The sequence below is a fragment of the Citrobacter sp. Marseille-Q3906 genome (assembly GCF_916618775.1).
Classification (GTDB): domain Bacteria; phylum Pseudomonadota; class Gammaproteobacteria; order Enterobacterales; family Enterobacteriaceae; genus Citrobacter; species Citrobacter murliniae.
Map to the genome: position 1 here is coordinate 730,058 of NZ_CAKAKA010000003.1, position 21,558 is coordinate 751,615.

Below are 21,558 nucleotides of genomic sequence, written 5' to 3' on the forward strand. Positions count from 1 at the left end.
ACCAGTGGCGCGGTGAAATTAGCAAAATGTGCAAAGTCTTTTGCATTATTAGCAATAATATTGTTGCTACCAGCTGATTTTTGCTTCAAACCCGCCTTCCGGAGCGTTGCCAAACGAGGCTGACATCCCGTGTAAAGTCGCAATACGACGGACGATCGACAGACCCAGACCGCTACCAGTAACGCTTTGTCCTGGCGGGCGATAGAAACGCTCACCAATGTGCGTCAGGACTTCCGCTGCCACGCCTGGACCGTTATCTTTGACGCTAAAAAATCGGGCATTGAGCGTCACTTCCACAATGCTACCCTGGGGACTATAACGAATCGCATTATCCAGCAGATTGCGTACCATCAGGCTGAGTAAGAGTGGCTGACCGGTACGCTTAACGTTGTGTGCGTTAATCTGCAAACGCACGTCGATATGAGCCTGCTGAGCCGGGTGGTAAATGTCCATAACTGCGGACTGCAACAACTCCTCCAGTGGGATGTCTGCTACATCCTGCAGATTGTTGAGGGAGTCGAGTCGTGAAAGCGTCAGCAGCTGATCAACCAGACGCGTGGCGCGCTCAATGCCTGCGTGAAGCTGCAGGAGCGCTTTTTCTCGCGTTTGCGGGTCATCATCTGACAGTTGCACCACTTCAGTTTGCACCTTCAACGCGGTTAATGGGCTGCGTAGCTCATGGGCTGCGTCGGAGGTGAAGCGCCGTTCGCGGACCATCATAGAGTGTGTGCGGGTAAATAGCTGGTTGAGGGACTCGACCAGTGGTCGCACTTCGCTTGGCACGCCTTTAGGATCGAGCGGTTCTTGCGATTCAGGGGAACGCCAGCGCAGGGCCTGCGCCAGTTTTTTTAACGGCCTGAGTTCACGGCTGAGCATGACCACCAGAATAAGCAACATCAGCGGGAGCGCAATAAGCCACGGGGTTAATTGTGCGGTAACAATCGCCAGTGCCATATCCTCCCGGTATTCCCACTCCTGACCGACCACGATGCGATATTTACCATCCGCAGAGTTCAGCCACAGAAAGCGCCATCGGTCGTTGTCCCCATTGAGCTGACCATCACTAAACCCTTCCCGGCGGTAGCTGTAGGGAATATCCTGGCCATTGTCGCCATCGTGCAGCACCATTTTTCCGTCGGTGGAGTAGATAGCAAACGCCAACGCGTCGTCATCAATATGACCGTGCTTCAGCTTCTTCGGCGTGCGGGCCATATCACGCGAGGCGGTGACGTCGCTGATATCCAGCGTACTTAGCCGTTTGGCGAACAGCATCAGCTGTGTATCAAACAGTTCGTCTACGTTATCCGTTGTCTGTTTCCAGGCGACAAAGCTGGAGATTGCCCAGGTTATCGAGGCCAGGATAAGGAAAATAAGTGTGAGCCTGACGCGCAGACTGAGACGTTGTGTGAGTTTCATGCGTCACCCAGGGTGTAGCCAATGCCATGCACCGTTCGGATAAAATCGCTGCCGAGTTTACGGCGTAAATGATGGACGTGTACTTCAACCGCATTACTGGAGACGTTTTCGTCCCAGTTGTACAGTTTCTCTTCAATAAGTTTGCGCGGCAGTACCCGACCTTTGTTGCGCATGAGCAGTTCCAGCAACGCGAACTCTTTTGGTTTGAGCGACAACGGCTCCCCCGTCAGCGTGACGGTCAGTGCGCCGGGATTAAGCGTTACCTGTCCGTGACTCAGTTCGCTACTGGCCTGGCCGCTGGCGCGACGCACCAGAGCTTCCAGACGGGCAGCAACTTCGATTAGCGCAAAGGGTTTGCACAGATAATCATCCGCGCCCAGGCGTAAGCCTTCAACGCGTTCTGCCAGCGCATCGCGGGCCGTCAAAATAAGTACCGGCTCCTGTTTCCCTTTTGCGCGCCATTCACGCAGGATATCGCGCCCGTCTATACCCGGCAGCGTCAGATCGAGGATCACAGCATCATAAGGGGCGCTGTAGAGCGCTTCTTTACCCTGACGACCTTCAGTAAACCAGTCGATACTGAAACCCATTTTACTCAGACCTGTCTTAAGACCATCGCCAATCAACGTGTCATCTTCTATCAGTAAAATACGCATATGTTCTTCCCTGCGATAACTCTGTTGCCTGTCAGTAAACCTTGTGGCAGCGGATGCTGTACAGCAAAAAAGAATCTTTTTTTGGCTTAAGAAGTTGTTAAGGATTAACTTATTAAATAGTCGTGAAACAACATGAAAGGGAGACATGAACATGAAAAAATTAGCTGCAATGGTTGCCGTGATGGCATTGTGTTCCGCACCTGTTTTGGCAGCGCAGCAGGGCGGCTTCTCTGGCCCGACCGCGACGCAAAGCCAAAGCGGTGGGTTCGTTGGTCCGAACGGCAGCAGCACGACGGTAGAAAGTGCCAAATCCCTGCGTGATGATACCTGGGTAACCCTGCGCGGTAATATCGTCGAGCGTATTTCCGACGATTTGTACCTGTTTAAAGACGCCACCGGTACGGTGAATGTAGATATTGACCATAAACGCTGGAATGGCGTAACCGTAACACCGCAGGATGTTGTGGAAATCCAGGGGGAAGTTGATAAAGACTGGAACTCCGTCGAAATCGATGTGAAACAGATTACTAAAGTCGCCAAGTAATCAGCATCAGGGCCGCATTCGCGGCCCTTTTCTTTGTCCTAAATGTGATACAAATCAGCCTGTAGAGGGCCACAACATGTAAAGTAGCGGTATCATTTTTATCGACAGAGAAATCATGAAAACGCATCCATTATTATGGCTGGTCAGCCTGATGTGCAGTCCCTCGCTTTTTGCCGCAACGATCCCAGACGGAACACCTCTCGCCCCACAACAAATTTTTCGTTACAACAACCACAGCGATCCGGGCACCCTGGATCCGCAAAAAGTGGAAGAAAATACCGCCGCGCAAATTGTACTCGATCTCTTTGAAGGGCTGGTCTGGATGGATGGTGAAGGGAAAGTGCAGCCTGCTCAGGCTCAGCGCTGGGACGTTCTGGATGGCGGTAAACGCTATATTTTTCACCTGCGTAAAGGGCTGCAATGGTCAGATGGTGTGGCGCTGACTGCACAGGATTTCGTGGCGGGATGGCAGCGAGCGGTTGACCCGCATACCCTCAGCCCGTTTGCCGGATATCTGGCGGCGGCGCATATTAAAAATGCGCAGGCGATTGTTGACGGTAAATCCCCCGTTAGTTCGTTGGGGGTGAAGGCTGTGGACGATGTTACCCTTGAAGTCTCTCTCGAACAGGCTGTACCGTGGTTCACTACCATGCTGGCGTGGCCCACGTTATTTCCCGTCCCGCAGCACACCATTGTGCAATATGGTGATGCGTGGAGTAAGCCTGAACATCTGGTTTCCAATGGTGCATTTGTGCTGGATAAATGGGTGGTGAACGAGAAGATCGTTGTGCGTAAAAATCCTCGTTACCGTGATGCACAACATACTGTTTTACAGCAGGTCGACTATCTGTCGTTAGATAACGCCGTGACGGGGTACAATCGCTATCGTGCCGGCGATGTTGATCTCACTTGGGTTCCGACTCAGCAAATTCCGGCGATAAAAAAGAATCTGCCGGGCGAGCTACGGGTGATCCCTCGCCTGAACAGCGAGTATTACAACTTCAACATCCGCAAAGCGCCGTTCAACGATGTCCGGGTGCGTCGGGCACTGTATTTAACGGCCAATCGACAGCTTATTGCTGAGAAAGTCCTTGGATTGCGTACACCTGCAACGACGCTAACACCGCCGCAGGTTACCGGTTTCACGCCGCCTGTGCTGACCGATCTTCAGGCACCGTGGAATGAGCGGGTTGCCGAAGCGAAAGCGTTATTGAAACAAGCCGGATTTGACGAGCAGCATCCGTTAACGTTTGAGCTGTTTTACAATAAGTACGACCTGCATGAGAAAACGGCCATTGCCTTGTCCTCAGAGTGGAAAAAATGGCTCGGGGCTGATGTTAAGTTGCGCACCATGGAGTGGAAAACATATCTGGATGCACGTCGCGAGGGGGACTTCATGTTGTCTCGCCAGTCGTGGGACGCGACGTATAATGAAGCGTCAACGTTCCTGAATACGTTGCAGTCAGGCAATGCAGAAAATGTCGGTCAGTGGCGCGATGCGCGCTATGACGCGTTGTTGGCGCAGGCGGCTCGTACGCCCGATGCTGCACAGCGAAACCAGCTGTATGCGCAAGCGGAAGGTATTATTAACCAGCAAGCCCCCATCATCCCTATCTATTATCAGCCGTTGATCAAATTACTTAAACCCTATGTGGGAGGGTTTCCTGTGCATAATCCCCAAGACTATGTGTATAGCAAAGAGCTCTATATCCGGGCGCATTAAGAGCGAAGTACTAAGGAGACGATTGCCGTCGCTATCTGCGGCGGTAAAACCACTGAACTTTGTGACTCAACACGCCAGATAGGGTAGTATCTGCGGCAATATTGCCTGACAGATACTGGGTATTGCTCGGGCTTACAGTTGAGGAACCACGATTAATGAGCGATATGGCAGAGCGCCTTGCGCTGCATGAATTCACGGAAAACGCCTATCTGAACTATTCCATGTACGTCATCATGGACAGGGCGTTGCCGTTTATTGGCGATGGTTTGAAACCCGTTCAGCGTCGCATCGTTTACGCGATGTCCGAACTGGGGCTGAATGCCAGCGCCAAATTTAAAAAATCCGCGCGTACCGTCGGTGATGTGCTGGGTAAATACCATCCACATGGTGACAGTGCCTGCTATGAAGCCATGGTACTGATGGCACAACCGTTTTCTTACCGTTATCCGCTGGTTGACGGGCAAGGGAACTGGGGGGCGCCGGACGATCCGAAATCCTTCGCGGCGATGCGTTATACCGAATCCCGACTGTCCAAATACGCGGAAATCCTGCTGGGTGAGCTTGGTCAGGGGACGTCGGACTGGGTGCCTAACTTTGACGGCACCATGCAGGAGCCGAAGATGCTGCCTGCGCGCTTGCCGAATATTCTGCTTAACGGCACCACCGGGATTGCCGTCGGGATGGCTACGGACATTCCTCCGCATAACCTGCGCGAAGTGGCGAAAGCGGCGATTACGCTGATTGAGCAGCCGAAAACAACGCTGGATCAACTGCTGGATATCGTACAGGGACCGGATTATCCGACCGAAGCGGAAATCATCACTCCTCGCGCAGAAATTCGTAAGATTTATGAAAACGGGCGCGGCTCTGTACGTATGCGTGCAGTATGGACGAAAGAAGACGGCGCGGTGGTGATCTCTGCGCTACCGCACCAGGTTTCCGGGGCAAAAGTGCTGGAACAGATCGCTGCCCAGATGCGCAATAAAAAGCTACCGATGGTGGACGATCTGCGCGATGAATCGGATCACGAAAATCCGACCCGTCTGGTGATTGTGCCGCGCTCTAACCGCGTGGACATGGAGCAGGTGATGAACCACCTGTTTGCTACCACCGATCTGGAAAAAAGCTACCGTATCAACCTGAACATGATAGGTCTCGACGGTCGCCCGGCGGTGAAAAACCTGCTGGAGATCCTGACCGAGTGGCTGGCGTTCCGTCGCGACACGGTGCGTCGTCGTCTGAACTATCGTCTGGAAAAAGTACTCAAGCGCCTGCATATCCTCGAAGGTTTGCTGGTGGCGTTCCTCAACATTGACGAAGTGATTGAAATTATTCGTCATGAAGATGAACCCAAACCCGAGCTGATGTCGCGGTTTGGTATTTCCGAAACGCAGGCTGAAGCCATCCTTGAGCTGAAATTGCGCCATCTTGCCAAACTCGAAGAGATGAAAATCCGTGGCGAGCAGGATGAACTGGCTAAAGAGCGCGATCAGCTGCAGGGCATTCTGGCCTCCGAACGCAAAATGAGTAACCTGCTGAAGAAAGAGTTGCAGGCGGATTCAGACGCTTATGGTGACGATCGCCGTTCCCCTCTGAAGGAGCGCGAAGAAGCCAAAGCAATGAGCGAGCATGACATGCTGCCGTCTGAGCCGGTCACCATTGTGTTGTCTCAGAGTGGCTGGGTACGTAGCGCGAAAGGGCACGATATCGATGCGCCGGGATTAAGCTATAAAGCGGGTGACAGCTATAAAGCTGCGGTGAAAGGTAAGAGCAACCAACCGGTGGTCTTTGTTGACTCGACCGGGCGAAGCTATGCTATCGATCCGATTACTCTGCCGTCAGCACGTGGTCAGGGTGAACCGCTGACCGGTAAACTCACGCTGCCGCCAGGTGCGACGGTTGAGCACATGCTGATGGAAGGCGATGACCAGAAACTATTAATGGCGTCAGATGCTGGCTACGGCTTCGTCTGTACTTTCAATGACCTGGTAGCGCGTAACCGTGCGGGTAAAGCGTTGATTACGTTACCGGAGAATGCGCATGTCATGCCACCGGTAGTGATCGAAGATGAAACCGATATGTTGCTGGCGATCACCCAGGCCGGACGTATGTTGATGTTCCCGGTGAGCGATCTGCCGCAATTGTCGAAAGGCAAAGGGAATAAGATAATCAACATTCCTTCTGCGGAAGCGGCAAAAGGTGAAGATGGTCTGGCATTGCTCTATGTATTACCGCCGCAAAGCACGCTGACAATTCACGTCGGTAAACGCAAAATTAAACTGCGTCCAGAAGAGTTGCAGAAGGTAACCGGCGAGCGTGGTCGTCGCGGTACGCTAATGCGCGGTCTGCAGCGCATTGATCGTATTGAGATTGACTCGCCTCGACGTGCCAGCAACGGCGACAGCGAAGAATAACGCTGTCGTTTGGCTCTCCCTTCTTTTACGGAGGGAGAGCAAACGTTAAAAATTCCCGTGAAACCGTTGTTTATTCGTGCGTTGCGATTAACAATACGCTTTTCCAGAGAGCCGCTCTTAACAAAGCCCTAACCTGATACTGTGTTCTGGATCAGGTGACGTAAAATGCCAGGCTCTTAGGCCTTAGAGGTTGTTATGCTATATATTTTTCGTTTATTCATTACTGTTATTTACTGCATTCTGGTCTGTATTTTCGGTTGTATATACTGTCTTTTCAGCCCGCGAAATCCAAAACACGTCGCGACGTTCGGCCATATGTTTGGTCGGCTGGCTCCTCTTTACGGCCTGAAGGTTGAGTGCCGTATGCCAGCGGACGCGAAGGACTATGGTAATGCCATCTATATTTGTAACCACCAGAATAACTACGACATGGTTACTGCCGCGAATATTGTTCAGCCACCGACAGTAACGGTTGGTAAAAAAAGCCTGCTGTGGATCCCTTTCTTCGGTCTGCTGTACTGGCTCACCGGTAATCTGTTGATTGACAGAAATAATCGTGCGAAAGCGCACAGTACGATTGCAGCGGTGGTGAACCATTTCAAAAAACGCCGTATTTCCATCTGGATGTTCCCGGAAGGAACGCGTAGCCGTGGCCGTGGCCTGTTGCCATTTAAAACTGGCGCGTTTCATGCGGCAATTGCTGCTGGCGTCCCTGTTATCCCGGTATGTGTTTCAACGACTTCGAATAAGATTAAACTTAACCGGCTGAATAATGGTCTGGCGATCGTTGAGATGTTACCGCCGGTGGATATCAGTCATTTTGGTAAGGATCAGGTTCGTGAACTGGCAGCGCATTGCCGTACGCTGATGGAACAAAAAATCGCCGAACTCGACAAAGAAGTTGCCGAGCGGGAAGCTGCCGGTAAGGTTTGATTCGCGCAATTCGAGTTTTTTACAGGAAGTGATTTCCTGCGTGTTAATAGCCAGTTTTACATGGAGCTTATATGTCACTCAGTCGGCGTCAGTTCATTCAGGCATCGGGAATCGCACTGTGTGCAGGTGCTGTTCCGCTGAAGGCTAATGCTGCCGGTCAGCAACAACCTCTACCTGTTCCGCCACTGCTGGAGTCCCGCCGGGGACAGCCGTTATTTATGACCCTGCAACGCGCTCACTGGTCCTTTACACAAGGTACGCGCGCGCCTGTCTGGGGAATTAACGGGCGCTACCTGGGGCCGACAATCCGCGTCTGGAAAGGGGATGACGTTAAGCTTATCTACAGCAACCGTCTGACTGAAAATGTCTCGATGACCATCGCCGGATTGCAGGTACCTGGCCCACTGATGGGGGGGCCGGCACGAATGATGTCGCCGAATGCGGACTGGGCGCCGGTCCTGCCGATTCGCCAGAGCGCCGCGACGTTGTGGTATCACGCCAATACGCCAAACCGTACCGCACAGCAGGTCTATAACGGTCTTGCCGGGATGTGGCTGGTCGAAGATGAAGTGAGTAAATCACTGCCTATTCCCAACCATTATGGCGTGGATGATTTTCCGATCATTATTCAGGATAAGCGTCTGGATAACTTTGGTACGCCGGAATACAGCGAACCGGGCAGTGGTGGTTTTGTCGGTGATACGTTATTGGTCAACGGGGCGCAGAGTCCTTATGTGGAAGTGTCTCGTGGCTGGGTACGTTTGCGTCTGCTGAACGCGTCTAACTCTCGTCGTTACCAACTACAAATGAGCGACGGGCGCGCACTGCATGTTATTTCCGGCGATCAAGGTTTTTTACCGGCTCCGGTGTCGGTGAAACAGCTATCGCTGGCGCCTGGCGAGCGGCGTGAGATTCTGGTGGATATGACTAACGGTGACGAAGTGTCGATCACCTGTGGTGAGGCAGCCAGTATTGTTGACCGGATCCGGGGATTCTTTGAACCTTCCAGTATTCTGGTCTCCACACTGGTATTAACGCTGCGACCCACAGGCCTGCTACCGCTGGTGACTGACAGTCTGCCGATGCGTCTTTTGCCAACAGAAATTTTGAGTGGAACGCCGATTCGTAGCCGCGATATCAGCCTCGATGACGACCCTGGTATCAATGGTCAACTGTGGGATGTAAACCGCATGGATATCACCGCTCAGCAGGGAACCTGGGAGCGCTGGACAGTACGCGCGGATATGCCGCAGGCGTTCCATATTGAAGGCGTCTCTTTCCTGGTCCGTAATGTGAATGGCGCAATGCCGTTCCCGGAAGACAGGGGCTGGAAAGATACCGTCTGGGTGGATGGTCAGGTGGAGTTGCTGGTCTATTACGGACAGCCTTCCTGGGCCCATTTCCCGTTCTACTTCAACAGCCAGACGCTGGAAATGGCGGATCGTGGCTCCATCGGACAGATGCTGGTGAATCCGGCACCGTAATGCGCAGGTGGGCCTGTTAGGCCCGCCAGAACATGCGCGAGAAAAGGATCAAAATGGGGTAAATCTCCAGACGCCCCATGATCATAGCTGCGCACATCAGAAGCTTTGCCTCGTCGTGTAAAGTGCCAAACGTTGTAGCGGTTACGCCAAATCCCAGTCCCATATTATTGATGCAGGCGGCGACGGTGGCGAAAGATGAGAAGAGATCGTAGCCCATCAAATTGAGTGCCCAGATGAAAAAGCTGGTAAACAAAACATAAAGAAAAAAGAAGCTCCATACCGAGCGAACCACACGGTCGGTAACCACGTTGTTGCCAACTTTGATATTCAGCAATGCGCGAGGGTGCGCGAGTTGGTGTAACTCCTGACGACACTGCTTGAACATAATTAGAAAGCGCAGCACCTTAATTCCTCCGCAGGTCGAGCCCACACAACCGCCAAAGAAACTGGCGCTGAGTAGCATGAAAATTGTGTGTGAGGGCCACTGTGCGTAATCCGCCGTCGACAGGCCATTATCTGTCAACATGGAGCTGGCCAGAAAAAAGGCGTGCACCAGACTGTCTGATATACCGTACATGCCCGCTCGCCAGACCTGCCAGGTGCTGACCAGGGTGATAACCAGCGCAATAATCAAGAAGAATTGCAGTTCGGCATTACGGCGAAATGGCTTGAAGGTACGTTTTACGATAGCGACGTACCAGAGGGTGAAGTTAAATGCAGATAACAGCGAAAACAGCCCGGCGACAAGCTCAATAGCATGGCTGTTATAAAAGCCGATGCTCTCGCTGCGGGTGGAAAATCCGCCAAGGGAGACCGTCGAAAGCCCGTGGCATACAGCGTCGAAAAACGACATACCGGCAATCCAGTAAGCCAGAGTGCAGATAAGTCCCAGAATGAAATAGGTTAGCCACAGCGTGCGTGCAGTGTCAGCAAGTCTTGGCGTGAGGCGTTCTTCTTTAAAGGGGCCGGGCATTTCAGACTGATAGAGTTTCATACCCCCGATACCCAGCAGCGGCAATACCGCTACGGCGAGGACAATAACCCCCAGGCCGCCAATAAAATTGAGCTGAGCCCGATAGTACAGATAGGACTTTGGCAAGGAGCTGACGTCGCCAATCACCGTTGCTCCGGTAGTGGTAATGCCGGAGACCCCTTCAAACAGAGCATCGGAAAAGGAGAGATTTAAGCCATCGTCCATCCACATCGGCATCGCGCTGATAAATGAAAAAAGCAGCCAGAAGAGAACGATGATGACGAAACCATCCCGGGTTCGTAGCTGAATACCGGCATGTTTTGTTACCAGCCATGCACCGCCGCCGAGGGTAAAGAAAGTCATAAATGTACTGAAAAAAGCGAAAAAGCTCCGCTCTTTATGCAACAGAGCGATGGCCATCGGTGGCAGCATAGAGAAGCTGTACAGAAGAACCAAAAATCCGCACAGATGAACAACAACCCGTAACTGGGAAATATGCAGTGAATCGTTGAGTTGCAATGAAAAATCCCCCGCCGAAAAAGAGATATCTCAACAGGTCGGCATGGTGTTAATTATGATTGAAAAAAATGGGTGTAGTAAAATTTAACAATTTATAAAGCTTTCTACCCGTCTGGCTCAGACTCCACTTCATTTCTTGCGGACATACAGCGTATAATCCCCGGCCTTTGATTATTTTTTTACCATTTTTGGAAGCACTATGAGCGCAATATCCCTGATCCAACCGGACAGAGACCTTTTCTCCTGGCCGCAGTACTGGGCCGCCTGTTTTGGTCCCGCGCCGTTTCTGCCGATGTCGCGAGAAGAGATGGACCAACTTGGCTGGGATAGCTGCGACATTATTCTGGTTACCGGTGATGCCTACGTCGATCACCCAAGCTTTGGTATGGCCATTTGTGGTCGTATGCTGGAATCCCAGGGATTTCGTGTCGGGATTATCGCGCAGCCGGAGTGGAACAACAAAGACGATTTTATGCGTCTGGGTAAACCGAACCTGTTCTTCGGCGTGACTGCCGGCAATATGGACTCGATGATCAACCGTTATACCGCCGATCGCCGACTGCGCCATGACGATGCCTATACGCCGGACAACGTTGCAGGCAAACGCCCGGACCGCGCTACGCTGGTTTATACCCAGCGCTGTAAAGAAGCCTGGAAAGATGTTCCGGTGATCCTCGGTGGTATTGAAGCCAGCCTGCGCCGTACTGCGCATTATGATTACTGGTCTGATACCGTGCGTCGCTCTGTGCTGGTGGATTCCAAAGCGGATATGCTGATGTTTGGCAACGGCGAACGTCCGCTGGTAGAAGTGGCGCACCGTCTGGCGATGGGCGAGACAATTGATCAGATCCGCGACGTGCGTAACACCGCGATCATGGTCAAAGAAGCGCTGCCAGGCTGGAGCGGTGTGGATTCCACGCGTCTGGATACGCCGGGGAAAATTGATCCTATCCCACATCCGTATGGTGAAGATCTGCCTTGCGCGGATAACAAGCCTGTTGCACCTAAAAAGCAGGAAGCAAAAGCGGTCACCGTTCAGCCGCCACGTCCAAAGCCGTGGGAGAAAACCTACGTGCTGCTGCCGTCTTTTGAGAAGGTAAAGGGCGATAAAGTGTTGTATGCACATGCATCACGAATCCTGCACCACGAAACAAACCCTGGCTGCGCGCGCGCCCTGATGCAAAAACACGGCGATCGCTACATCTGGATCAACCCGCCAGCGATCCCGCTGTCGACTGAAGAGATGGATAGCGTCTTCGCGCTGCCGTATCAACGTGTTCCTCATCCGGCGTACGGTAACAGCCGCATCCCGGCTTATGAAATGATCCGTTTCTCGATCAACATTATGCGTGGGTGTTTTGGCGGATGTTCTTTCTGTTCGATCACCGAGCACGAAGGACGCATCATCCAGAGCCGCTCGGAAGATTCGATCATCAACGAGATCGAAGCGATTCGTGACACCGTTCCGGGCTTTACCGGTGTGATTTCCGATCTTGGCGGCCCAACGGCCAACATGTATATGCTGCGCTGTAAGTCGCCGCGCGCGGAACAGACCTGTCGTCGCTTGTCTTGCGTCTACCCGGATATCTGCCCGCATATGGATACCAACCACGAGCCGACCATTAATCTCTATCGTCGTGCGCGTGATTTAAAAGGTATTAAAAAGATCCTTATCGCCTCTGGTGTGCGTTATGACATCGCGGTTGAAGATCCCCGCTATATCAAAGAGCTGGCGACCCACCACGTGGGGGGCTATCTGAAGATTGCGCCGGAACACACCGAAGAAGGCCCATTGTCGAAGATGATGAAGCCGGGCATGGGCAGCTACGATCGCTTTAAAGAACTATTCGATACCTACTCTAAACAGGCCGGTAAAGAGCAGTACCTGATCCCATACTTTATCTCTGCGCACCCGGGTACGCGTGACGAGGATATGGTAAATCTGGCGCTGTGGCTGAAACAGCGTCGTTTCCGTCTGGATCAGGTGCAGAACTTCTACCCATCGCCGCTGGCGAACTCGACAACCATGTATTACACCGGGAAAAATCCTCTGGGTAAAATTGGTTATAAGAGTGAGGATGTGGTGGTGCCGAAGGGCGACAAACAACGTCGTCTGCATAAAGCGTTGCTGCGTTATCACGATCCAGCCAACTGGCCGCTAATTCGTCAGGCGCTGGAAGATATGGGTAAAAAGCATCTGATTGGTGGTCGTCGCGAATGTCTGGTTCCGTCTCCTACGCTGGAAGAGATGCGTGAAGCGCGTCGCCAGAACCGACATACACGTCCGGCGCTGACCAAACATACGCCAGTGGCACATCAACGCCAGACACCGGCGGCGAATAAAAAACGCGGGAAAGTGGCAGGGCGCTAAATGTGTAGCCCGGTGGCGCAACGCTTACCGGGCCAGTTTCACTTCAGCTTAGTACAGACCCAACACCTTCCACCACATCAAACCCACGGTCAAGAAGACCGCCTGGTTAAACAGGCTGATGACAAATCCTGTTCGCCACCAGACTCCCGTTGGTACATATCCCGCGCCAAACAGGATCGGACCACGGGCGTGAGTATACTGAGTGAGAGAACAGTACAGGCTGCTGGTGAAGGCCAACATTAATGCTGTAGGAGCAGCCGGAATATTCAGATGCAGGCCGACGCCAAGGAATACGGCATACAGTGCGGCAATCTGCGCGTTTCCGCTGGCAAAAAAGTAGTGGGTGTAGAAGTAGGCGGCGTTAAGCAGCAGCAGAACGATCACCCAACTGGTACCGTGCATGGTGCTGCTAAGGCTATCGCCAATCAGGTTACCAAACCAGGTGGTAAAGCCGAGTTTTTTCAACTGGTTTGCCATCATCAGCAACGCGGCGAACCAAATCAGTGTATCCCATGCGCCTTTTTCGCTTTTCACATCTTCCCAGCTCAGAACGCCGCTAAGTAATAAAATCGACAGGCCAACAAACGAGGCCGTAGTGGCATCGACACCTAACGTATCACCGAAGATCCACAACACCAGCAGAACGCCGACGGTCGCCAGCATCAACCACTCGCCGCGTGACATGTGGCCCATTTCTGCCAACTCTTTACGGGCCAGATTAGGGGCATCAGGCGTATGTTTAATTTCCGGGCGCACCAGCCAGTACACCAGCAGCGGAACCAGCAGCAGTGACACCAGGCAAGGCAGCAGCGCCGCCATAAACCAGCTTCCCCATGTCAACGTGATTCCTGCGTTTGCCGCCAGTTTCACCGCCAGCAGGTTACCGGTATACCCAGTCATAAAGAGCGCGGCGGTGACGTCGTTGACATTGCCGATACAAGTGATGAGAAAGGTACCGATTTTGCTGCGAGATTCATCTTCCGGGTTTGAGTTAAAACTGCGTGCCAGAGAATCGGCAATCGGATAGATAACGCCGCCGCAGCGCGCCGTATTACTTGGCATGGCGGGAGAGAGGATCAGATCGGCAAAAGCCAGACCGTAGGCGAGCCCCAGCGTGCGTTTACCGAGCAGTCGGATCATCTGTAACGCAATACGCCGACCCAGACCGGTTTTGATAAATCCACGGGCAATCATAAAAGCGACGACGATAAGCCAGATAAGCGAACTGTTCAGCTCGCTTAGTGCTGTAGTTATAGCACCACTGGCCGTTTTATCCCCCGCGGCATAGGCGAGTGCAAAAACGGTAATGCCAATAATGCCGACAGCGCCAATCGGCAGAACTTTTGCCACGATAGAGGCGATAGTGGCGACAAATATAATCGCCGAATGCCAGGCTGGGGCACTTAACCCTGTTGGTGGGGTGAGTTGCCAGAGACCAGAAGAGATTAATATTATAAGAATCAATGGGAGCCATTTAACTCCCTGGGATTTGTTTTCCGCCACAGTTTGACACCTATAAAAAATTGATATGTGTATTCTTTAAGTATAATAACCATTAATAATTAGGTGGTTATTTGGTAGTAATGCTGCGCTTGTGAACGCAGGAAATACACATATAAACAGGTGTTTTATTGTTTCCTGATATTTCATGAAATGAAAAGGCCCAGCAGAATGCCGGGCGGGAGAGGGGAATTAACCGCCGAATTGGTCTGGATCAGGACCCAGGCGTTTACTCTGATCGAGTTTAGCTATTTCACCTAATTCATCTTTGTCCAGGCGGAAGTCCCAAACATCAAAGTTCTCTGCGATACGGGAAGGGGTTACCGATTTCGGGATAACCACCAGACCGTTATCCAGATGCCAGCGGATAACTATTTGTGCCGGAGATTTGCCGTATTTCTCAGCAAGGTCGCGAATAATCTTTTGATCGAACACATCTTTCCCACCTTGTGCCAGTGGACTCCAGGACTCGGTCTGGATTTTATGCGTCGCATTCCATGAATGTAACTGACGTTGTTGCAGCAGTGGATGAAGCTCGATCTGGTTGATCACCGGCGAAACGCCCGTTTCATCCATCAGACGCTGGAGGTGGTTGATCTGAAAGTTGCACACGCCGATGCTTTTAATCAGACCCTGTTTTTGCAGGTCAATCATGTTTTCCCACGCTTCAACGTAATGGTCGATAGCCGGGACGGGCCAGTGCATCAGGTAAAGGTCAAGGTAATCAAGCTGGAGTTTCTCCATACTTTCGAGCAAAGCTTCACGGGGACGTTTCTGATCGTCATTCCACAGTTTGGTGGTGATGAACAACTCTTCCCGGGGTACGCCCGAATTACGTAACGCTTTCCCAACACCTTCTTCATTTTTATACGCGGCGGCAGTATCGATAGAGCGATAACCCACTTCCAGCGCTTTATGAATAGCGGAGATTACTTCCTCATTACTTGCCTTCCAGACGCCCAGGCCCAGCTGTGGCATTACGTTACCATCCTGTAGCTTGATAACAGTTGGATTAGTCATAATTCCCCCCATACACTTAATCCTTCAAGCTGCCTCTTTGTTGGCTGCTTTCGTTTACCCCAGTCACGTACTTATGTACGCTCCTGGGGATTCTCTCAATTGCCGCCTCGATGCATCATGAATGATTAGGTGTAAATTGAGTTCACCGGAGCAGGCTCCGGTGAGGTTTGTGTGACTTAAGTCTGGACTAAATGACCAAAAACGAAAGTCAGAGGTGAAAAAAGCTTAGCGTGCTGCTTCGTAAATCCGGCGACTGACGTCAAGTGTAATGTCCTGATGTTCGCCCAGTTTAGTACCACCGTGTGCCTCCAGTTTTTCCAGCAGCGCCGGGATGGAGCTACCATCCAGACCGTAGTCAGACAGACGCGTTGGTACACCCATTTGCTCGAAGAAACGACGGGTGGCAGCGATGGCAGCATCAATACGCTGGTCATCGGAACCTTCGGTGATATTCCAGATGCGCTCTGCGTACTGCAGTAATTTGGCTCGCTTGGTATCGCGTTTTTCATTCCACAGTGCAGGCAGGACGATCGCCAGCGTTTGAGCGTGGTCGAGACCGTGCATCGCAGTCAACTCGTGACCCAGCATATGGGTTGCCCAGTCCTGCGGTACACCTGCGCCAATCAGACCATTCAGTGCCTGCGTTGCCGCCCACATGACGTTAGCACGTACGTTGTAGTTTTCTGGTTCCTGCAACGCTTTCGGACCATCTTCTACCAGCGTAAGCAAAATACCTTCGGCAAAGCGATCCTGAATTTTCCCGTCTACCGGGTACGTCACGTACTGTTCCACGGTGTGGACAAATGCATCTACCACACCGTTAGCGACCTGACGCGGCGGCAGGGTGTAGGTGTAAACCGGATCCAGTACGGCAAATACAGGCTGTACAAACGGGGTCATAAAAGCCAGTTTATCGCCGGTGGTTTTGCGGGAAATCACGGCCCCGGAGTTAGACTCTGAACCGGTTGCTGGTAGCGTCAGTACAGAGCCCATTGGTACTGCGCTTTTCACGTCGTTACCGCGGGTTTCCAGAATGCGCCATGGGTCGATACCATCAGCGTAATGCGCTGCAGCTGCGATGAATTTTGTGCCATCCAGTACAGAACCGCCGCCTACAGCCAACAGGAACGTCACTTTCTCATCACGCACAATTTTTACTGCGTTCATCAGGGTTTCATAAGACGGGTTTGGTTCAATTCCGCCAAACTCAAGTACGTCCAGTCCTTTCAGTGCATCTTGTACCTGCGCCAGAACGCCGGTTTTTTTAACGCTGCCGCCGCCGTAGGTAATTAACACGCGAGCGTCCTGAGGGATTTGATCGCGCAGCTCTGCGATAGCGCCTTTACCGAACAAAATGCGAGTAGGGGTATGTAGATTAAAGTTGTTCATTGCTCGTTCCCTTATGTGGGTAAAAAAGAGGGCAGGCGAGTGTCTGCCTGATGGTGAACATTGTGGTCGCCAGAAGCGCTCCTCTCAATGCTCATTTCTGCCAATGTCTTGCCCATTTCTACAGACTGCTGGAGAAAACGGATAAATATGCGCACTATATCAAGGTCGAAAACCGATAATGAAATGGTGCTCTATGAACCGCGATGAGATCTGTCTTCTGTTGACAGATAAAGTTAACAAACTGAAAAACAATGAAAATAGATTAAACGAACTACTGCCTGATGTGCGCTTACTGTATGGCACTGAGCCGGGACAGCGTACGCCAGTGATGTATCAGCCTGGCATCATATTTCTCTTCTCGGGGCATAAAATCGGTTACATAAACGAACGTGTATTTCGTTATGACGCCAACGAATACCTGTTACTGACAGTACCTTTACCCTTCGAATGTGAAACTTATGCGACACCGGAGGTTCCGCTGGCCGGTATCCGCCTGAATGTTGATATTCTGCAATTGCAGGAGTTGCTGATGGATATTGGTGAGGACGAGTTGTTTCAACCCTCAATGGCGGCAAGCGGAATCAACTCTGCCACGCTTTCGGACGAGATTCTCTGCGCAGCTGAGCGTTTACTGGATGTAATGGAGCGACCGCTGGACGCGCGCATCCTGGGGAAACAGATTATTCGCGAGATCCTTTACCATGTGCTGACCGGGCCACGTGGTGGCGCATTACTCGCACTGGTCAGCCGCCAGACGCATTTCAGTTTGATAAGCCGTGTGTTGAAGCGGATTGAGAACAAATACACCGAGAACCTCAACGTCGAGCAACTGGCGGCAGAGGCCAATATGAGCGTATCGGCGTTTCATCATAATTTTAAATCGGTAACCAGCACTTCCCCGCTGCAATATCTGAAGAGTTATCGCCTGCATAAAGCGCGGATGATGATAATTCATGACGGCATGAAAGCCAGTGCGGCGGCGATGCGGGTAGGCTATGAGAGTGCATCGCAGTTTAGCCGCGAGTTCAAACGCTACTTTGGTGTGACGCCGGGTGAGGATGCGGCAAGAATTCGAACGATGCAGGGGAGTTGATTTTGAGGATGTCGCAGAAGCGCCATCCGGTAATGTGTACCGGATGGCGATGGCTGTTACTCAGGCACTACAGTATTTTTTTTTAATCACCACAAATAAGGTTCCCAGCAGACCTGCGGTTAGCAGTGCAATCGGCAGGATCATCAAAAAGGTCATGACCTGGTCTTCATGGCGTTTAACGAACGGGATCATGCTGAGCGCATAGCCAAAGCTGGTGACGACGCTGACCCACAGCAGACCGCTCAGCCAGTTAAAAAACTGGAATCGACGGTTAGGAAGGCCTGAAATTCCCGCCATCGTAGGCAGCAAAGTGCGAACAAACGCCAGGAAACGCCCGGCGAGCAGCGCCATTAGTCCATGTTGGTCAAACATACAGGTGGCACGTTGGTGATATTTTTCGGGTAGTTGTGCCAGCCAGCCTTTTACCGTGCGCGTGTTGCCCAGCCAGCGTCCCTGAATGTAGCTCAACCAGCAGCCCAGACTGGCTGCAGCTGTCAGAATAGCGATGGTGGGTAAAAAGCTCATCACGTCCTGTGCAATCAGTGCCCCTGCCAGCAACAGCAGGCTGTCTCCGGGTAAAAAGGAGGCAGGCAGCAGGCCGTTTTCTAAAAACAGTGTGGCAAACATTACAAAGTACACAACGCTCACAACGTGCGGATCTGCCAGCGCGGCAAAATCGTGTTGCCAGAGCGCGGAGATAATATCTTGAATGACGACCATGAACTTTCCTGTGGAACAGCGTTTATGAGTGGATTGTACTCCTGAATTGTCCGGGATGCCTTGATCCCGGACGCAACAATTGCAGACTTTTCCACCAGAAGTGTCTGCATATATGTCCATCTGCGGCAATGTTACTCGATTCGGGCAAATCCTGCGGCTAAATCCACAATCAGATCATCAACATTCTCTAAACCGATGTGTAAACGAATGAGTGTCCCGCTGAAGTCCACTTCTCCTTCCGGACGGATTGCCGCAATGTGTTCAGGTTGATTCGCCAGAATCAGTGATTCAAACCCCCCCCAGGAGTAAGCCATGCTGAACAGGCTAAAGTGGTCAAGATATGCCGCCAGCTCTTCATTATTCAGTTTTTTATTCAACACGAATGAGAACAGTCCACTGCTGCCCGTGAAATCACGTTTCCAGAATTCGTGGCCTTTGCTGCCCGGTAGCGCAGGGTGATTTACGCGGGCAACCTGCGGATGGCTTGCCAGCCACTCGGCAACTTTTAAACTGCTTTCATGATGTTGGCGCAGGCGAACGCCCAGGGTACGTAATCCACGGCTGGTCATATAGGCGGTATCTGCATCCAGCATTTGTCCCATCAGATAAGCGTTCTCGCGCAGTTGATCCCAGCAACGGGAATTTGCCACCGCCGTACCGACCATCGCATCGGAATGGCCAATCAGGTATTTGGTGCCAGCCTGAATCGAGATATCGATACCAAAATCCAATGCTTTGAACAGTACTCCGGCAGCCCAGGTGTTATCGATCATAATGATTGCGTCAGGTGCCGCGCTTCTGACCGCGGTAACGATGGCCGGAACATCATGTACCTCCATCGTGACTGAGCCGGGTGACTCCAGAAATACGACTTTGGTGTTCGGCCGGATGTGTTTCACAATATCGGCGCCCACCAGCGGATCGAACCAGCCGGTTGTGACGCCGAGCTTGCCGAGAATTTTGGTGCAGAAATCCTGGCTTGGTTCATAGGCCGTGTTCGTCATCAGCACATGGTCGCCTTGTTCAACAAAGGCCAGAATTGTGTTGGCGACGGCTGCTGCACCGCATGGGAAAAGGGCACATCCCGCACCGCCTTCCAGTTCACACATTGCTTCCTGTAGTGAAAAATGTGTCAGCGTTCCGCGACGACCATAGAAAAGAGCGCCGTTAGCACGGTTGTGCGTAGCCTGTTTTTTTGCCTCAACGGACTCAAACACCAGCGAAGAAGCGCGCTGGATCACGCTATTAACTGAGCCCAGCGTGTACTTTTTACTGCGCCCTGCCTGAACAAGTTTGGTCTCAAGATGCTTGTCTGCCATGTTTTAATACCTGTTTTTATACGTCTGGATGTCTAAACTAGCATGGATCCAGCATCATGCACCCTGCTCGGCGGTCATAAAGTAGAAAATAATCTCAAAATGATTCTGGTGACTTTTTTACTGCGTAAGCGCAAGGAAAAGAAACCAAAGGTGCGGCACTATGTAAATAGTAATGAGAACGACTATCAATTCGACGTCGTTTTGATATGATTACGCTCAGATTTTGTGATTTGCGTCCTGGAGATACAGAGTGGGTAATAATTTGATGCAGACGGACCTTTCCGTCTGGGGTATGTATCAGCACGCCGATATCGTGGTTAAGTGCGTGATGATTGGGCTGATTTTGGCATCAGTGGTCACCTGGGCTATCTTCTTTAGCAAGAGCCTTGAGTTCTTTACACAGAAGCGCCGCCTTAAGCGTGAACAGCAAATGCTGGCTGAAGCCCGCTCTTTAGATCAGGCAAGTGAGATTGCCGCTGGATTTGATACCAAAAGCCTGGGCTCACTGCTAATTAACGAAGCACAGAACGAGCTGGAACTGTCAGAAGGCAGTGATGACAACGAAGGGATCAAAGAGCGTACCGGATTCCGCCTTGAGCGTCGTGTCGCCGCAGTCGGCCGTCAGATGGGCCGCGGTAATGGATACCTGGCGACCATCGGGGCCATTTCTCCGTTTGTGGGGCTATTCGGTACGGTATGGGGCATCATGAATAGCTTCATCGGTATTGCTCAAACTCAAACGACTAACCTGGCCGTTGTTGCACCGGGTATTGCAGAAGCTCTGCTAGCGACTGCAATTGGTCTGGTAGCGGCAATTCCTGCAGTTGTTATCTACAACATCTTCGCACGTCAGATAGGCAGCTACAAAGCTATGCTGGGTGATGTCGCGGCACAGGTGTTGTTGCTGCAAAGTCGCGATCTGGACCTGAGCGCAAGTGCTGCTGCTCATCCGGTACGTGCTGCGCAGAAATTACGTGTAGGATAATGTTCCATGGCAATGAGTTTTAATGAAAACCTGGACGATAACGGTGAAATGCACGAAATAAACGTGACGCCGTTTATCGACGTGATGTTGGTTTTGTTGATCATTTTTATGGTGGCAGCGCCATTGGCAACTGTGGATGTGAAGGTGAATCTCCCTGCATCCACCAGTACGCCGCAACCGCGTCCGGAGAAACCGGTTTACCTGTCAGTGAAAGCCGATAACACCATGTTCATCGGTAACGAGCAGGTGACGGATGAAACCATGATTAGCGAGCTGAACGCGCTGACGGAAGGGAAGAAAGATACCACTATCTTCTTCCGTGCTGATAAGACCGTCGACTATGAAACCATGATGAAAGTAATGGATACGCTGCACCAGGCAGGGTTCCTGAAGATTGGTTTGGTTGGTGAAGAGGTTGTGAAAGCAAAATAACCTCTTTGTTGCCGGGTGATGCTGTTAGCCTTACCCGGCCTTCCACTTCCGCGTTTTCTTCCCCCGT

At 51.8% G+C, this 21,558-nt stretch carries 17 protein-coding genes; 9 read left to right on the forward strand and 8 right to left on the reverse strand.

Annotated elements, in window-relative coordinates; genetic code table 11:
- Positions 1 to 66: 66 nt before the first annotated feature.
- Positions 67 to 1,416 (reverse strand): quorum sensing histidine kinase QseC, encoded by a 1,350-nt coding sequence (gene qseC / locus LG384_RS20905; protein WP_225761452.1) that lies wholly within the window; start codon positions 1,414 to 1,416, stop codon positions 67 to 69.
- Entirely contained in the window at positions 1,413 to 2,072 is a 660-nt protein-coding gene (gene qseB, locus LG384_RS20910) for a quorum sensing response regulator transcription factor QseB (protein ID WP_045447595.1), read from the reverse strand. Before qseB ends, qseC begins: the two co-directional genes overlap by 4 nt.
- Before the next feature lie 151 nt (positions 2,073 to 2,223).
- Between qseB and LG384_RS20915 the strand changes: the two genes are divergently transcribed.
- The 5 genes from LG384_RS20915 (at position 2,224) to ftsP (ending at position 9,170) form a co-directional block, all read left to right on the forward strand.
- Positions 2,224 to 2,616, forward strand: coding sequence for a YgiW/YdeI family stress tolerance OB fold protein (locus LG384_RS20915; protein ID WP_045447592.1), 393 nt, complete (start codon positions 2,224 to 2,226; stop codon positions 2,614 to 2,616).
- Positions 2,617 to 2,731: 115 nt separating this feature from the next.
- Positions 2,732 to 4,339, forward strand: a complete 1,608-nt coding sequence (locus LG384_RS20920; protein WP_225761453.1) for an ABC transporter substrate-binding protein — start codon at positions 2,732 to 2,734, stop codon at positions 4,337 to 4,339.
- Positions 4,340 to 4,494: 155 nt separating this feature from the next.
- On the forward strand, positions 4,495 to 6,753 hold the full coding sequence (gene parC, locus LG384_RS20925; protein WP_048220542.1) for a DNA topoisomerase IV subunit A: 2,259 nt from the start codon (positions 4,495 to 4,497) through the stop codon (positions 6,751 to 6,753).
- A 195-nt stretch (positions 6,754 to 6,948) separates the two neighbouring features.
- The gene (gene plsC, locus LG384_RS20930) at positions 6,949 to 7,686 is read left to right on the forward strand and encodes a 1-acylglycerol-3-phosphate O-acyltransferase (RefSeq protein ID WP_045447583.1); all 738 of its coding nucleotides are present in this window, start codon (positions 6,949 to 6,951) and stop codon (positions 7,684 to 7,686) included.
- A 71-nt stretch (positions 7,687 to 7,757) separates the two neighbouring features.
- Positions 7,758 to 9,170 carry a cell division protein FtsP gene (gene ftsP, locus LG384_RS20935; protein WP_045447580.1) on the forward strand — a complete coding sequence of 471 codons (1,413 nt, stop codon included), beginning with the start codon at positions 7,758 to 7,760 and terminating at the stop codon, positions 9,168 to 9,170.
- 16 nt (positions 9,171 to 9,186) lie between these two features.
- Here ftsP and LG384_RS20940 read toward each other — a convergent pair whose 3' ends face one another.
- The gene (locus LG384_RS20940) at positions 9,187 to 10,662 is read right to left on the reverse strand and encodes a TrkH family potassium uptake protein (RefSeq protein ID WP_304522406.1); all 1,476 of its coding nucleotides are present in this window, start codon (positions 10,660 to 10,662) and stop codon (positions 9,187 to 9,189) included.
- 199 nt (positions 10,663 to 10,861) lie between these two features.
- On the opposite strand from LG384_RS20940, the gene LG384_RS20945 reads away from it, so the two are divergent.
- The gene (locus LG384_RS20945; RefSeq protein WP_045447574.1) at positions 10,862 to 13,033 is read left to right on the forward strand and encodes a YgiQ family radical SAM protein; all 2,172 of its coding nucleotides are present in this window, start codon (positions 10,862 to 10,864) and stop codon (positions 13,031 to 13,033) included.
- Between the two features lie 48 nt (positions 13,034 to 13,081).
- Here LG384_RS20945 and LG384_RS20950 read toward each other — a convergent pair whose 3' ends face one another.
- From LG384_RS20950 to yqhD, 3 genes are all read right to left on the reverse strand, one after another.
- A complete protein-coding gene (locus LG384_RS20950) occupies positions 13,082 to 14,536 on the reverse strand; it encodes a DASS family sodium-coupled anion symporter (protein ID WP_045447571.1) in 1,455 nt (484 codons plus the stop codon).
- A gap of 189 nt (positions 14,537 to 14,725) precedes the next feature.
- Positions 14,726 to 15,553 carry a 2,5-didehydrogluconate reductase DkgA gene (gene dkgA / locus LG384_RS20955; RefSeq protein WP_045449780.1) on the reverse strand — a complete coding sequence of 276 codons (828 nt, stop codon included), beginning with the start codon at positions 15,551 to 15,553 and terminating at the stop codon, positions 14,726 to 14,728.
- A 225-nt stretch (positions 15,554 to 15,778) separates the two neighbouring features.
- On the reverse strand, positions 15,779 to 16,942 hold the full coding sequence (gene yqhD, locus LG384_RS20960) for an alcohol dehydrogenase (protein ID WP_045447568.1): 1,164 nt from the start codon (positions 16,940 to 16,942) through the stop codon (positions 15,779 to 15,781).
- Between the two features lie 193 nt (positions 16,943 to 17,135).
- Here yqhD and LG384_RS20965 point away from each other — a divergent pair, with 193 nt between their 5' ends.
- Positions 17,136 to 18,035: an AraC family transcriptional regulator gene (locus LG384_RS20965; protein ID WP_045447565.1), complete on the forward strand. Its 900-nt coding sequence runs from the start codon at positions 17,136 to 17,138 to the stop codon at positions 18,033 to 18,035.
- Positions 18,036 to 18,095: 60 nt separating this feature from the next.
- Here the strand turns inward: LG384_RS20965 and yghB are convergent, their stop codons facing one another.
- Positions 18,096 to 18,755, reverse strand: coding sequence for a DedA family general envelope maintenance protein YghB (yghB, locus tag LG384_RS20970; RefSeq protein ID WP_045447552.1), 660 nt, complete (start codon positions 18,753 to 18,755; stop codon positions 18,096 to 18,098).
- Between the two features lie 131 nt (positions 18,756 to 18,886).
- Complete coding sequence (gene metC, locus LG384_RS20975; protein WP_045447550.1) at positions 18,887 to 20,074, reverse strand: cystathionine beta-lyase; 1,188 nt, start codon at positions 20,072 to 20,074, stop codon at positions 18,887 to 18,889.
- Positions 20,075 to 20,324: 250 nt separating this feature from the next.
- Between metC and exbB the strand changes: the two genes are divergently transcribed.
- Together exbB and exbD are read left to right on the forward strand one after the other, a co-directional pair.
- Entirely contained in the window at positions 20,325 to 21,059 is a 735-nt protein-coding gene (exbB, locus tag LG384_RS20980) for a tol-pal system-associated acyl-CoA thioesterase (protein ID WP_045447548.1), read from the forward strand.
- Between the two features lie 6 nt (positions 21,060 to 21,065).
- On the forward strand, positions 21,066 to 21,491 hold the full coding sequence (gene exbD, locus LG384_RS20985) for a TonB system transport protein ExbD (RefSeq protein WP_045447545.1): 426 nt from the start codon (positions 21,066 to 21,068) through the stop codon (positions 21,489 to 21,491).
- The last annotated feature ends 67 nt before the right edge of the window (positions 21,492 to 21,558 follow it).

What these genes read in the sequence shown, in the direction of transcription:
- qseC (WP_225761452.1), bottom strand. Translation starts at nt 1,416, where the DNA reads ATGAAACTCACACAACGTCTCAGTCTGCGCGTCAGGCTCACACTTATT.
- qseB (WP_045447595.1), bottom strand. Translation starts at nt 2,072, where the DNA reads ATGCGTATTTTACTGATAGAAGATGACACGTTGATTGGCGATGGTCTT.
- LG384_RS20915 (WP_045447592.1), top strand. Translation starts at nt 2,224, where the DNA reads ATGAAAAAATTAGCTGCAATGGTTGCCGTGATGGCATTGTGTTCCGCA.
- LG384_RS20920 (WP_225761453.1), top strand. Translation starts at nt 2,732, where the DNA reads ATGAAAACGCATCCATTATTATGGCTGGTCAGCCTGATGTGCAGTCCC.
- parC (WP_048220542.1), top strand. Translation starts at nt 4,495, where the DNA reads ATGAGCGATATGGCAGAGCGCCTTGCGCTGCATGAATTCACGGAAAAC.
- plsC (WP_045447583.1), top strand. Translation starts at nt 6,949, where the DNA reads ATGCTATATATTTTTCGTTTATTCATTACTGTTATTTACTGCATTCTG.
- ftsP (WP_045447580.1), top strand. Translation starts at nt 7,758, where the DNA reads ATGTCACTCAGTCGGCGTCAGTTCATTCAGGCATCGGGAATCGCACTG.
- LG384_RS20945 (WP_045447574.1), top strand. Translation starts at nt 10,862, where the DNA reads ATGAGCGCAATATCCCTGATCCAACCGGACAGAGACCTTTTCTCCTGG.
- dkgA (WP_045449780.1), bottom strand. Translation starts at nt 15,553, where the DNA reads ATGACTAATCCAACTGTTATCAAGCTACAGGATGGTAACGTAATGCCA.
- yqhD (WP_045447568.1), bottom strand. Translation starts at nt 16,942, where the DNA reads ATGAACAACTTTAATCTACATACCCCTACTCGCATTTTGTTCGGTAAA.
- LG384_RS20965 (WP_045447565.1), top strand. Translation starts at nt 17,136, where the DNA reads ATGAACCGCGATGAGATCTGTCTTCTGTTGACAGATAAAGTTAACAAA.
- yghB (WP_045447552.1), bottom strand. Translation starts at nt 18,755, where the DNA reads ATGGTCGTCATTCAAGATATTATCTCCGCGCTCTGGCAACACGATTTT.
- metC (WP_045447550.1), bottom strand. Translation starts at nt 20,074, where the DNA reads ATGGCAGACAAGCATCTTGAGACCAAACTTGTTCAGGCAGGGCGCAGT.
- exbD (WP_045447545.1), top strand. Translation starts at nt 21,066, where the DNA reads ATGGCAATGAGTTTTAATGAAAACCTGGACGATAACGGTGAAATGCAC.